This is a genomic window from Umezawaea sp. Da 62-37, from assembly GCF_032460545.1.
Lineage (GTDB): Bacteria > Actinomycetota > Actinomycetes > Mycobacteriales > Pseudonocardiaceae > Umezawaea.
The window spans coordinates 774,293-787,204 of the sequence record NZ_CP135965.1 but is presented as its reverse complement, the minus strand read 5'-3'; the positions used below and the strand labels follow the sequence as shown (position 1 = coordinate 787,204).

General features: G+C 70.1%; 10 protein-coding genes. 6 read left to right on the top strand and 4 right to left on the bottom strand.

Features of this window, described 5'->3' with window-relative positions; all coding sequences use genetic code 11:
* Window position 1: 1 nt before the first annotated feature.
* The 5 genes from RM788_RS03365 (at window position 2) to RM788_RS03345 (ending at window position 6,692) form a co-directional block, all read left to right on the top strand.
* Window positions 2-1,099: a LacI family DNA-binding transcriptional regulator gene (locus RM788_RS03365; RefSeq protein ID WP_315930000.1), complete on the top strand. Its 1,098-nt coding sequence runs from the start codon at window positions 2-4 to the stop codon at window positions 1,097-1,099.
* 205 nt (window positions 1,100-1,304) lie between these two features.
* Window positions 1,305-2,762 (top strand): glycoside hydrolase family 62 protein, encoded by a 1,458-nt coding sequence (locus tag RM788_RS03360; protein WP_315929999.1) that lies wholly within the window; start codon window positions 1,305-1,307, stop codon window positions 2,760-2,762.
* A 67-nt stretch (window positions 2,763-2,829) separates the two neighbouring features.
* The gene (locus tag RM788_RS03355; RefSeq protein WP_315929998.1) at window positions 2,830-4,473 is read left to right on the top strand and encodes a glycoside hydrolase family 27 protein; all 1,644 of its coding nucleotides are present in this window, start codon (window positions 2,830-2,832) and stop codon (window positions 4,471-4,473) included.
* 110 nt (window positions 4,474-4,583) lie between these two features.
* On the top strand, window positions 4,584-6,080 hold the full coding sequence (locus RM788_RS03350) for a non-reducing end alpha-L-arabinofuranosidase family hydrolase (protein WP_399343014.1): 1,497 nt from the start codon (window positions 4,584-4,586) through the stop codon (window positions 6,078-6,080).
* A 111-nt stretch (window positions 6,081-6,191) separates the two neighbouring features.
* Window positions 6,192-6,692: a DinB family protein gene (locus tag RM788_RS03345; RefSeq protein ID WP_315929996.1), complete on the top strand. Its 501-nt coding sequence runs from the start codon at window positions 6,192-6,194 to the stop codon at window positions 6,690-6,692.
* 199 nt (window positions 6,693-6,891) lie between these two features.
* On the opposite strand, the gene RM788_RS03340 is transcribed toward RM788_RS03345, so the two are convergent.
* The 4 genes from RM788_RS03340 to RM788_RS03325 all read right to left on the bottom strand — a co-directional run bounded on the left by RM788_RS03340 (window position 6,892) and on the right by RM788_RS03325 (window position 11,778).
* Window positions 6,892-8,415, bottom strand: coding sequence for a S8 family serine peptidase (locus RM788_RS03340; protein ID WP_315929995.1), 1,524 nt, complete (start codon window positions 8,413-8,415; stop codon window positions 6,892-6,894).
* A gap of 167 nt (window positions 8,416-8,582) precedes the next feature.
* Window positions 8,583-9,431 carry an NYN domain-containing protein gene (locus tag RM788_RS03335; protein WP_315929994.1) on the bottom strand — a complete coding sequence of 283 codons (849 nt, stop codon included), beginning with the start codon at window positions 9,429-9,431 and terminating at the stop codon, window positions 8,583-8,585.
* 42 nt (window positions 9,432-9,473) lie between these two features.
* Window positions 9,474-11,039, bottom strand: coding sequence for a lipase family protein (locus RM788_RS03330; protein WP_315929993.1), 1,566 nt, complete (start codon window positions 11,037-11,039; stop codon window positions 9,474-9,476).
* 295 nt (window positions 11,040-11,334) lie between these two features.
* A complete protein-coding gene (locus RM788_RS03325) occupies window positions 11,335-11,778 on the bottom strand; it encodes a hypothetical protein (protein WP_315929992.1) in 444 nt (147 codons plus the stop codon).
* Between the two features lie 220 nt (window positions 11,779-11,998).
* Here RM788_RS03325 and RM788_RS03320 point away from each other — a divergent pair, with 220 nt between their 5' ends.
* The gene (locus RM788_RS03320) at window positions 11,999-12,910 is read left to right on the top strand and encodes an ArsR/SmtB family transcription factor (RefSeq protein WP_315929991.1); all 912 of its coding nucleotides are present in this window, start codon (window positions 11,999-12,001) and stop codon (window positions 12,908-12,910) included.
* Window positions 12,911-12,912: the final 2 nt, after the last annotated feature.

The following is a 12,912-nucleotide window of genomic DNA, read 5'->3' as shown; positions in this document are numbered from 1 at the left end:
TGTGGCCAAGGCTAGTGGTGTTTCCCCCACGACCGCGTCCTTGGTGCTCACCGGTCGTGGCAGGGACCTGCGCATTTCCCACGCCGCCGAGCACAGGGTGCGATCGGCGGCCGAGGAATTGGGTTATCGGCGCGACGTCGGCTCGGGTGGAACCCGCAAGAACCGCACCCGCACGATCGGTCTGATCTCCGATTCCATCGCGTCGTCACAACTCGCGGGCGACATGGTGACGGGTGCGGTGGAAGCGGCGGGCGGACGCGGTTTCATGCTGTTCACCGGTGAGAGCGGGGGAGACCCCGATGTCGAGCGCTCGCTGGTCGAGGCGATGCGCGACCACCGGGTCGACGGCATCGTCCTGGCCTCCATGTGCACCAGGAGGGTCCTCGTTCCCGAAGGGCTCGGTGACGGTCCCGCCGTGCTCCTCAACGCGCTTCCCGTCCGCCCGTCCACCCTGTCGTCGGTGCTGCCCGACGAGGTGCAGGCGGGCCGTTCCGCCGCCCGCGTCCTGGTCGACGCCGGACACCGCGAGGGCATCCACCTGATCGGAGCGGGCCCCGGTCCCGGCCAGGTGCCGCCGAACAGCATCGCCGCCGTGGAGCGCCTCGCCGGCGTCCGGGAGGTGCTCGACGCGGCGGGCATCGCGGTGGCAGGGCGGTCCTGTTCGGACTGGACTCCGGAGAACGGGTACGACGCCACCCGCGAACTGCTGCGCCGCACCACGCCCACGGCCCTGCTGTGCTTCAACGACCGCTTGGCCTTCGGCGCGTACCAGGCGCTCGCCGATGCCGCCCTGTCCGTGCCGGAGGACGTGTCGGTGATGTCGTTCGACGACCACCCCATCGCCTCCTGGTTGCGGCCGAGGCTGTCCACCGTCGTCCTCCCGCACCACCAGCTCGGCGCGAAGGCGGTGGAGGTCCTGTTCGCCGTCGCCGAGCGCCGTGGCAGACCGCCGGGCGTCGCGGCGGTCCACCGGGTCCCCATGCCCGTCCACCACGGGGGCTCGGTCAGGTCGTTCCCCGTTCCGCGAGCCCGTGGCGACGCACGTGTTGAGCACGTTCACAACCTGGCTGCCGTGGATCCGCCGATCCGGTCCAGCTGAACGGCGCTGTCGGCCTGGTTTGGGCGCACCAGCAGGGTTTATGGATTTCCACCATCCCGAACGCAGCTAAAGTTAACGCTCACATTTTAGCTTTGACGCCTCCGTAGCGTCGTGGATACATTGCTTGTCGGGGCCCGCCTTCGCAGCCCTTGCCTCGGCCGGACGACGGCTGGCCACCACACCCGACCCCCACCGAAGGATGGTCATGTCCCTGTTGAGGCTCTTCTCGTCGAGGCGGTCGAGGCTGGTGGCCGCAGCCGTCGTCCCCCTCACCGCGTTGTCCGTGCTCACCGCCGTGTCGGCGCCGGCCTCGGCCGCGGCGGGGTGTTCGGTCGCCTACGCGGCCCCGTCGCAGTGGTCGGGCGGGTTCACCGCCGCCGTCACCGTCACCAACCTCGGTGACGCGGTCGACGGTTGGACGTTGACCTGGTCCTACGCGGGCGGGCAGCAGGTGAAGGAGGCCTGGAACGCCCAGGTCTCGCAGAGCGGCGCGCAGGTCACCGCGCGCAACGTCTCCTACAACGCGTCGATCCCGTCCGGGGGCAAGGTGGAGTTCGGCTTCAACGGTTCGACCAGCGGCGCCGACAACCCCGCGCCGACGGCGTTCAGCCTGAACGGCACCACCTGCACCGGCGGCGTCGACCCCAACCCGACGACCACCACCACGACCACGACGACCACGACCCCGCAGCAGCCGGGTGGGAACCTGCCGTCGAGCTTCCGGTGGTCCTCCAGCGGAGCCCTGATCGGTCCGAAACCGGACTCGACGCACGCGAACGTGGCCGTGAAGGACCCGAGCGTCGTCTACTACAACGGCAAGTACCACGTGTTCGCCTCGACCTACACCAACGGCTACAACCTCATGTACACCAGCTTCACCGACTGGTCGCAGGCTTCGGCGGCACCGCACTACTACCTCGACCGCTCAGGGGTCGGCGCGGGCTACCGGGCCGCGCCGCAGGTGTACTACTTCGCGCCGCAGCGGTTGTGGTACCTGATCTACCAGACGGGCTCGAACGCCTCGTACTCCACGACCACCGACATCGCCAACCCCGCGTCCTGGTCGGCACCGAAGAACTTCTACGCCAACGGCATGCCGCAGATCATCAAGGACAACATCGGCAACGGCTACTGGGTCGACTTCTGGATGATCTGCGACTCGGCCAAGTGCTACCTGTTCTCCTCCGACGACAACGGCCACCTCTACCGCTCCGAGACCACGCTGGCCAACTACCCCAACGGCTTCACCAACACGGTGATCGCCCTCCAGGACTCCAACAAGAACAGGCTGTTCGAGGCGTCGAACGTCTACAAGATCGCGGGCAAGGACCAGTACCTCCTGGTGCACGAGGCCATCGGCTCCGATGGCCGCCGCTACTTCCGCTCCTGGACCTCCACGTCCATCGCGGGATCCTGGACCGCGCTGGCCGACAGCGAGTCCAATCCGTTCGCCAGGGCCAGCAACGTGACGTTCCCGAGTGGACAGTGGACGCGCGACATCAGCCACGGCGAGGTGGTGCGCACGAACGTCGACCAGACCATGGAGATCAGCCCCTGCAAGCTGAGCTACCTCTACCAGGGGATGGATCCGAGCGCGGGCGGCGACTACAACAAGCTGCCCTGGAAGCTCGGACTCCTGACCCAGACCAACTCCACCTGTTGACCGCGGGGTGAAGACCGCGGGCGCCCCGGTGCCCGCGGTGTCCCCGCCTGCCAGGAAAGGGGCGACGATGCCCTGCACTCCGCGTCGACGACTTGCCCATCTCGTGGTCGCCGCGCTGGCGGCCGTACTGGCCGTCACCGTTCCCGGCCCACCCGCCGCGGTGGCCGCGCCCGGCAGCCCCGCGCTCACGCCCCCGCTGGGGTGGAACAGCTGGAACAGCTTCGGCTGCGGCGTCACCGAGACGCAGATCCGCCAGGCCGCGGACGCGATGGTGTCCTCCGGCATGAAGGACGCCGGGTACCAGTACGTCGTCGTGGACGACTGCTGGTTCAACCCGAACCGCGACTCGTCGGGCAACCTCCAGGCCCACCCGACGAAGTTCTCCAGCGGCATGAAGGCGCTGGGCGACTACATCCACGGCAAGGGCCTGAAGTTCGGCATCTACCAGGTCCCCAACGAGAAGACCTGCGCGCAGGGCACCGGCGGGTTCCCCGGTGCGACCGGCAGCAAGGGCCACGAGGCCCAGGACGCCCGGTCCTTCGCGTCCTGGGGCGTCGACTACGTCAAGTACGACTGGTGCTCCGGCGCGGGCACCCGCGACGAGCAGGTCGCCCGCTTCTCGATCATGCGCGACGCCCTGCGCGGAACCGGCCGTCCGATCGTCTACAGCATCAACCCCAACAGCTTCCACGCCATCACCGGCGACAAGTACGACTGGGGCCAGGTCGCCGACCTGTGGCGCACCACCGAGGACCTGCTCGACATCTGGCAGAACGGCAACACCAACAGTTACCCCATGGGCGTGGGCAACGTCCTGGACGTGACCGCCCCGCTGGCCGCGCAGTCGGGACCGGGGCACTGGAACGACCCCGACATGCTCGTCGTCGGACGCCCCGGCCTCACGCTCGCCGAGTCGCGGTCGCACTTCGCGCTGTGGTCGCTGCTGGCCGCGCCGCTCATGGCGGGCAACGACATCCGCACCATGTCATCCGACATCAGCGCGGTCCTGCGCAACCCCCGGCTGCTGGCGATCAACCAGGACCCGCTCGGCGCGGGCGGTCGACGCGTGCGCGACGACGGCAACACCGAGGTGTTCGCCAAGACCCTGTCCGACGGCTCGGTCGCCGTTGGCCTGTTCAACCGGGGCGGCAGCACCGCGACCATCTCCACCACCGCCGCGCAGATCGGCCTGTCCGGCACCGCGTTCTCCCTGCTCGACGTGTGGACGGGTGGCACGTCCAGCACCTCCGGGGCCATCTCGGCCAGCGTGCCGGCGCACGGCGTCAGCGCGTTCCGGGTGTCCGGCGGCAGCCCCGTGGCGAGCACGACCTCGCGCCTGCGCGGTGTCGGCTCCAACCGGTGCCTCGACGTCGACAACGCCTCCACGGCCGCGGGCGCCGCCACGCTGATCTGGGACTGCCAGACCGCGGCCAACCAGCTGTGGACGACGTGGGCGGGTGGCGAGGTCCGCGTCTACGGCGACAAGTGCCTCGACGCCGACAACCAGGGCACCGCCAACGGCACGCGGGTGCTCATCTGGTCGTGCAACGGCCAGGACAACCAGAAGTGGACCCTCGGCTCCGACGGTTCCCTGCGCAACACCCGCGCGGGTCTGTGCCTGGACGTCGAGCAGGCCGCCACCACCAACGGCGCGCGGCTGGTCCTGTGGGCGTGCAACGGCCAGAACAACCAGAAGTGGGCCCGCGTCTAGCGATCGTGGGTCACCGCGAAGAACAGTGCGGCGCTTCGACCTGACCACGCCCCAGGGCTCCACCCGGCCCCGTGGGGCCTCGACGCAGAAGGAGAACCACCATGAATCCGATGGGCCAAGCCCCACCGACCACGCCACCCCGCCGGGCGGGGCGCGGCCGTTGGGGACGCGTGCTGATCACCCTGCTCGCGACCGCCCTCGCCGCTCCCGCGGCGGTCGCGATCAACACCGGCGTGGCCGCGGCGGCGACCGTCGACACGAGCGCGTCCTACGTGCTGGTCAACCGCAACAGCGGCAAGGCGATGGACGTGTCCGGCACGTCCACCGCCGACGGAGCGGTGGTCCAGCAGTGGTCCCGCCACGACCTCGCGAACCAGCAGTGGCAGTTCGTGGACGCAGGCAGCGGCTACTACAAGCTGAAGTCGAAGAACTCCGGCAAGGTTCTCGACATCGACGGCAAGTCGACCGCCGACGGCGCGAAGGTCCAGCAGTGGGCCGACCTCGGCGGGACCAACCAGCAGTTCAGCCTCGTGGACACCGACAGCGGCTACGTGAAGCTGGTCAACCGCAACAGCGGCAAAGCGGTGGAGGTGACGGGCTCGTCGACCGCGGACGGGGCCGCCGTCCTCCAGTACGCCGACCAGAACGGCGCCAACCAGCAGTGGCAGCTCGTCAAACTGGACGCCCCGCCGACCGGCACCTGCTCCCTGCCGTCGAGCTACCGCTGGTCGTCGACGGGGTCGCTGGCGAGCCCGAAGAACGGCTGGCTCGCGCTCAAGGACTTCACCAGCGTCGTGTACAACGGCAAGCACCTCGTCTACGGGTCGATGGTCAACTCGTCGGCGTCGTACGGCTCGATGAACTTCGGCACCTTCACCAACTGGTCGGACATGGCCTCGGCGAGCCAGAACGGGATGAACTCCGGCACCGTCGCGCCGACGCTGTTCTACTTCGCCCCGAAGAGCATCTGGGTGCTCGCCTACCAGTGGGGCGGGACCGCCTTCAGCTACCGGACGTCGAGCGACCCGACCAACGCGAACGGGTGGTCGGCGCAGCAGACCCTCTTCACCGGCAGCATCCCCAACTCCGGCACCGGGCCCATCGACCAGACGCTCATCGCCGACGGCTCGAACATGTACCTGTTCTTCGCCGGTGACAACGGCAAGATCTACCGGGCCAGCATGCCCATCGGGAACTTCCCCGGCAGCTTCGGCTCGTCCTACACGCAGATCATGAGCGACACGAAGGAAAACCTGTTCGAAGGGGTGGAGGTCTACAAGGTCAAGGACCAGAACCAGTACCTGATGATCGTCGAGGCGATGGGCGGCAACGGGCGCTACTTCCGCTCGTTCACCTCCAGCAGCCTGGGCGGCTCGTGGACCCCGCAGGCCGCCAGCGAGGGCAACCCCTTCGCGGGCAAGGCCAACAGCGGCGCGAGCTGGACCAACGACATCAGCCACGGCGACCTGGTCCGCAGCAACCCCGACCAGACCAAGACCATCGACCCCTGCAACCTGCAGCTCCTCTACCAGGGGAAGGACCCGAGCGCCGGCGGCGACTACAACCGCCTGCCCTGGCGGCCGGGCGTGCTGACGCTGCAGCGCTAGTCACCCGGCAGCCGGACCGGCGTCCTCCTCCTCCACCGGACGAGGGCGCCGATCCGGCTCGGATGCGCTGGGGCACAAGCCTTCGCACCCGGACCGCGCTATCGTCGGCCGATGGACCAGTGCCCGGAGTGCGACCACACCTACGACCTCGACGAAGCCCTCCTGGCAGGCCTGGCGATCAGGGAGGGGATCGCCGCCGTCGTGGGGATCCTCCGAGACCACGCGCCCGCCGACCTCGCGAAGCGGCGGCAGCCGGACACCTGGTCACCCCTGGAATACGCCTGCCACCTGCGCGACATGCTGCTCGTGCAACGCGAGCGGGTCCTCGCCGCACGGCGGACCGACCGACCCGTCTGCACGCCGATGGGCAGGGACGAACGGGTGGAGCACGACGGCTACGGGGAGCAGAACCCCCTCGACGTCGCCCGCCAACTCGCCGACGCCGCGCTGTTGTTCACCACCGTGCTCGACCGCCTGGATCCCACCACCTGGTCGCGCACCCTCGTGTACAGCTACCCCGAACCGACCGAACGGACCTTGCGGTGGGTCGCGGCGCACACCTTGCACGAGGTTCGCCACCACCTCCTCGACATCCGCCGCCAGGTGGGGTGATTCGGGTGGCACCACCAGCACTGAGCCGGTGGGGGTTGTGCTTGCCGCGATGCCGTCCACGCCTGCTCGATGCGGGTGTGCTGCACCTCGAAACCGGCAGGTCGAGCCACTGGTGCTCGACTTCGGCCCAGCCCTGCCGAGTGGTGTTGGAACACCGGAAGGGCGGGCCGGGGCCGTGTGGTGGCCCCGGCCCGTCGCGCTACTGGAGGCGGTGCCAGAAGACCTGGCCGCCGGGGCCGTAGAGGACGACATTGCTGTCGGTTTGGACGACCAGGTGGTCGGCGGCTGTGCCCCAGGTGTTGGTGTGCCACCTGGGCACGCCCGCGGTGGAGTACAGCACGAGGTTGCCGTCACCCTGGAGGACGGCGTAGGCCGCGTCGGTGCCCCAGGTGTCCGTCGACCACAGCGCCGCGCCGCCGGAGGTGTACAGGACGAGGTTGCCGTCGCCCTGCATGATCAGGGTGTAGCGGCCGTCGGTGGACGTCTTGGACTGGCCCACCTGGAGGCTTTCGCCGCGCAGCAGCGTGTCCTGGCCGGGTTGGGGCGGGGTGGTGGTGCCGGTGGACAACAGCAGGTTGGGCGATCCGGCGCCGGGGTTGCCGATCTTGTCGGGAGTGGCGTTGGTGACCAGTGCGTCGCGGACCTGCTGCGCGGAGGCGTTCGGGTTGGCCTCCAGGTAGAGGGCGGCGGCGCCCGCGACGTGCGGGGTGGCCATGGAGGTGCCGCTGATGGTGTTGGTGGCGGTGTCGCCGGTGCCCCAGGCCGACGTGATGTTGACGCCGGGGGCGAAGAGGTCGGTGCAGGTGCCGTAGTTGGAGAACGAGGCGCGGTTGTCGCTGATGTCGGAGGCGTTGACCGTGATCGCCTCGGCGACGCGGGCGGGGGAGAAGCTGCAGGCGTTGGCGTTGGAGTTGCCCGAAGCGATGGCGTAGGTGACGCCGGAGGCGATGGAATTGCGCACGGCGGTGTCCAGCGTGGTGTCGACGCCGCCGCCCAGGCTCATGTTGGCGACGGCGGGGCGGACCTTGTTGCCGGTGACCCAGTCGACGCCCGCGACGACGCCGGCGATGGTGCCGGAACCCGCGCAGTTCAACACCTTCACGGCGTGCAGCCGCACACCCTTCGCCACGCCGTACTGGCCGCCGCCGATCGTGCCCGCCACGTGCGTGCCGTGGCCGTTGCAGTCGGTGTTGTTCGTGTCGACGGCGTTGTAGTCGAACGTGGCCCGCCCGCCGAGGTCGACGTGCGTCGTGCGGATGCCGGTGTCGATCACGTACGCGTGCACGTTCGGCGCGGTCGTGTCGTAGTGGTAGTTCTGGTTGAGCGGCAGGTCGCGCTGGTCGATCCGGTCCAGCCCCCACGACGGCGGGTTCGGCTGGTCGGCAACGGTCCGCACGATGTGGTTCTGCGCCACGTAGGCCACGGCGGGATCGGCGGCCAGCCGCTTGGCGGCCGTCTCGGTCATCGCGCCGGCGAAGCCCTTGAGCGCCACGCCGTAGCGGTGCTCGACCTTCGCGTTCACCTTGGCGGCCAACGAGTCCGTGAGCGCCGAGACGGTGTCGGCCTTGTACACGACGATGTAGCTGCCCGCGATGGCGCCGGGGCCGCCGGCGTCGACGATCCCGCCTTCGGCGGCGGCGGGCAGCGCGGTCGCGACGGCGATCGCCATCGTGGCCGCGGTGAGGCCGGCTAATCGGTTCCAGGGCGTGCGGAACTCAGCCATTCCGGATCTCCCTCGTGCAGGGTCGGGGTGGACTGTCCGCGCGGACGAGGATCGACGTTAAGCCGGTGCGCGGAGGTGGGCAATCGCCCGATCACCGCGGGTGTGCGCCGTTCGAGTGACTTCAGGCGTGCCCGCGGGTGCCGCGGGTACGGCTTCCCGCAGCCCCGCTACTCCGGGCGGATCGAGTACGCGCGCGGGTACTTCCGGCCCGCTGTCGGCGCGGGTGAGCCGGTGAACGAGACCGGTGTGCCGTTGGGGAGACCGGTGTGGCCGTCGGGGAGGTCGTCGCGGGACACGAACCAGGAGCCGCCGCGGCTGTCGGTGATGAACCCGTGCTGCTGTCCCGGCTTCCAGCCGGTCACCGTGCCGCGACGGCGGCCGCGCGGCGAGCCGACGAGGGAGGCGACGGCCTCGCTGGAGCGCACGAACGGGCGCCGCAGCGGGTAGTCGTCGCGGTCGGCGGGGGCGAAGAGGGCGTCGAAGCCCGGAGTCGACGTCGCCGCGGCCCGCAGCGGGGCGGCGGTGCGCGGTGTCCAGGCGGGCGGCGGTTCACCGGCTGGGAACCGGGCGTCGACCACGGGCACGACCACGTTCACACCGCGCCCGGTCAGCCTGGTGGCCAGCGGGGTGAAGTCGGCGTCCCCGGTGACCAGCACGACCCACTGCAACGGCACCGTGGTGGCTCGGTCCCACACCTCGAGTGCGAAGTGGACGTCGACGCCCTTCTCCTTGCCGCCGTGCAGCGGCAGGTCGTGCCGGGTGATCTCGGCGGCGGCCAGCACCGCGTCGAACGACCGCGCCGGGGTGTCGATGCGGCCGCGCACGTAGTGCGCCTCGTGCACCAGGCAGTCCTCGAGGGCGCGGCCCGTCTCGTTGTGGACGTACCAGCGCAGCGCGTCGTGGAAGCCGTCGAGCGCGACCCTTGCGGCCCGCGGGTGCGCGGTGGCGTAGAAGTCGCTCACGTACGCGAACCACGTGCCGTCGTAGAACACGCCGATGCGCACGATCTCCCCCACCCGGAGGACCTTACCCGAGCTGTTCCGGGAGGTTCCGCCGCCTCAGAACCGCCCGAACAGCCAGTGGCCGGGCTTGCCCGACGCGGGGGCCAGGCAGAAGTCGCGGACCGCGTCGACGATCTCCGCCACCGAGACCGTGTCGTCCCGGTCGCGGTCGATGGCGGCGAGGTCGGCGGTGGCTTCGTCGGGGGACAGGCCGCAAGCGCGCAGCAGGCGGGTGAACTCGATGGTGTCGACGGTGCCGCTCCGGTCGGTGTCCACGAGTTGGACCACGGCCTCGGCCAGTGGCCGGATGTCGCGGTCGAAACCGTCGTCGTGCGTGGTGGTGTCGAGCCAGTGGAGGTATTCGGGCTGGGTCACGGTGCCGTCGTGGTCCCGGTCGGACCTGGCGGCGAGCGCCCACCAGAGCAGGCGGTAGTGGTGGCGGATGGCGAGAGCGGTGGGGGAACCGGGTGGTTCGCCGAAGGCCTGGACCAGGCGCAGGGCGAAGACCTCGAAGTCGTCCTCGGTGAGGTGGCCGTCGCCGTTGGCGTCCAGGGTGGTGAAGTCGGGTGGGGGCGTCGGGGCGTCGCCGCGGTTCAGGGTGGCGGTCCAGGCGATCACGACGTCGTGGCCCGCGGCCAGGACGTCGGCGTGCGCCGCTCCGGGGTGGCGGTCGTACTCGACCGGTGTGCCGGTGGCGCGGAGGTCCGCGACGAACTGCTCGACCACGGCGACGGGGACGACCTCGTCGTCGTCACCGGCGGTGAGGTACACCGGGCGGTCCATCCTGGCGACGGGGACGCGGCAGGCGTGGAGCACGGGGTCGACGCCGGGGCGGGCGCGGATGCCGGTGATGCCCGCGGTGTCGTTGGTCTGGCGGCCGATGGCGCGGAACATGTCGATCAGGGTCGCCGTGGACGCGACGTCGACGAGCTCGCCGCCCGCGTCGGTCAGGTATGGCCGGGCGTCGAAGTCGGGGTGCGAGGCGCGCAGGCCCGCCAGCAGGAACGGCAGGAGGATGGAGACGGGGCGGGCGCCGTCCTCGGTCAGGATGCCGATGAGGCGGGGCAGGTGCACCAGCGGGGCCAGCGCCACCGTGCCGCGGAAGTCCAGTTCGGGGGCGTAGCGGGTGGCCATCAGGCCCACGAAGAGGGCCGCGTGGGCGCCCTGGGAGAAGCCCGCCACCAGCCAGGACGTGCTGACGTGGTCGTGGAGCTGGCGGGTGGCCCGGACGATGTCGATGACGTCGTCGGCGACCGCCTCGCCGTTGAAGTACGGGTGCGGGCCCGTGCTGGCGAGACCCTCGTAGTCGGTCGCGGCCACCAGGTAGCCGGCTGCCAGCCAGCGGGAGACGTGGTCGCGTTCGAGCCTGCTGAGGCCCGTGCGCGAGGGGGCGCAGTGGTCGGAGAGGCCGGTGGTGCCGTGGGCGAACGCGACCACGGGCCAGCCGGTCGGGGGAGGGGTACCGGCGGGGAGGAACACCGACCCGCTGACGGCTCGCCCGGCGCCGTCGTAGCCGACGCCCTGGTAGAGGACCTGGGTGGCCTCGGTGGTGTGGGTCGGCCAGAAGGCGGTGGGCAGGGGGGTGCTGGACAGCAGGGTGCCTGGGGCGGGTTGTGGGTTCATGTGCCCCGGTCCTCTCCTCGGTGTTGGCCGGGGGGAATGTAGCCGGGGTGTGATGGGGAGTGGTTGTGGTTCACCCGGTGGGGTGGTGGGGATTCACCTGGTGGTGGTCACCGGGTGACCCGGCCCTCGGTTGTCCTGTCCGGGTGGAGGTGCGGTGGATCGAGCTGCCGACCCCCATGGTGGCCCGTCCGTCTGAACTCGGCGGACCGAACTGCTGTGACCTGCGGTCCGCCAGCAGGTCCGGACGATCGGTCCTCGAGTTCGTCCGGACCTGCTCGGCGCCTTGATCGTGGATCTAGTGCAGACCGTCGACGCAGTAGTTGGAGCTGCGGTAGCAGGTCCGTTCCACGAGGTTCCTTTCGACGGCGCCGTCCAGGTAGGTCATGTAGATCCAGATGTTGTCGGCCCCGCCGACGACGTTCGTGTCAAGGGTGAAAGGGGCCGTATCGGTCCTGTTGCACCAGAGGCTGGTGCTCTGGAAATCCAGTGAGGTGTTGCCCGCGAACGCCCGCACGTAGATCCGCCGGCAGTTGCTGGCTTTGAACGTCCCGGTGACGCTGACCGACCGGTTGTACCAGGTGGCCGTGCCGTTGTAGTGGCTCGCCGTGTACGGGAGTTCGAAGGTGCTGGTGGGGTAGTCGGCCGCGGTGGCGGGCGCGGCCGTGAAGACCATCCCGGCGACCGACGCCACCGCGGCCACGATCGCGCCGACCCTGCTCGTGCGGCTCTTCGCCTTCATCGTTTCCTTCAGTCCCACTATGACAACCACTCCCTGGTCCTTCGAGTGACGGTGTTGTTCGGCACCACCACTCAACCCCGCGGGAACCCCGCGCCGGAAAGGATTCGAACCCGTTCGAATCCGCCGCGGCACTGCTAACGTCGGCGCGGTGCTCACGCTGCGTGTAGACGCTGACACGGTGTCCAGGACGCGGTTATCGCCTTCCCCGGCGTCGGAATCCATGGCTTGGCTGAAGCTCACCGCCGCGTCGGGACGGCACCCGGTGTTCGGGGATCCGGGACCGCTCGCCCGCGCGTCACTCGCGCATCCCGACGTCGCCCTGCTCGCGGACCTGTTGCCGCGCAACGGCGACACCTACGCGCCGGACCTGCTCACCCCGCAGCCGGGGACCGACGGGCGGCGTCGTGGGCTGCTCGACGAGCAGGTCGCGCGGATCGAGGCGGTGGCGCAGGACGACCTCGAAACCCAGGTCTTCACCTACACCCGCACCCACTGGAGCAGGCCGCTGCGGGCCGCGACCCGTCGGGTCGCGGAGTCGGGGCGGATGCAGCGGCGTCTGGCCAACGGGCTCGCCCGGTTCTGGCGGGACACCCTCTCCGACGGCTGGCCCGAACTGCGCTCGATCGTCGACCAGGACATCGCCCAGCGCGCGACGGCCATCGCCACCCACGGCATCGGCCGGACGCTCGCGGCACTCCACCCCGACATCGAGTGGGCGGGTGACGCGGTCGCCCTCCCGAAGTCGTGGGACGGCGAGATCGACGTCACCGGCCGGGACCTGGTGCTGGCCCCCAGTGTGCTCAGCAGGCCCGGCGTCGTCATCCAGGTCGACACGCCAGGGCAGTTCGTCCTCTACTACCCCGCCGAGCGGGTCGGAGCAGGCCGGGACCGCAGGTCCGGGAGCATCGCGCAAGTGGTCGGCAACGCCCGAGCGGTCCTGCTCGCGGACCTCGACACCGCCAGGTCCACGAAGGAACTCGCCACCCGGATCGGGTACACCCCCGGCACCATCTCCTACCACCTCGGCGCACTGCACCGCGCGGGCCTCGTCACCAAGGTCAGAGCCGGGCGCTACGTGTTGTACCAGCGGACCGCGCAGGTGGCCGGTCTGCTGGACGAAGCCCGCGACTAGGT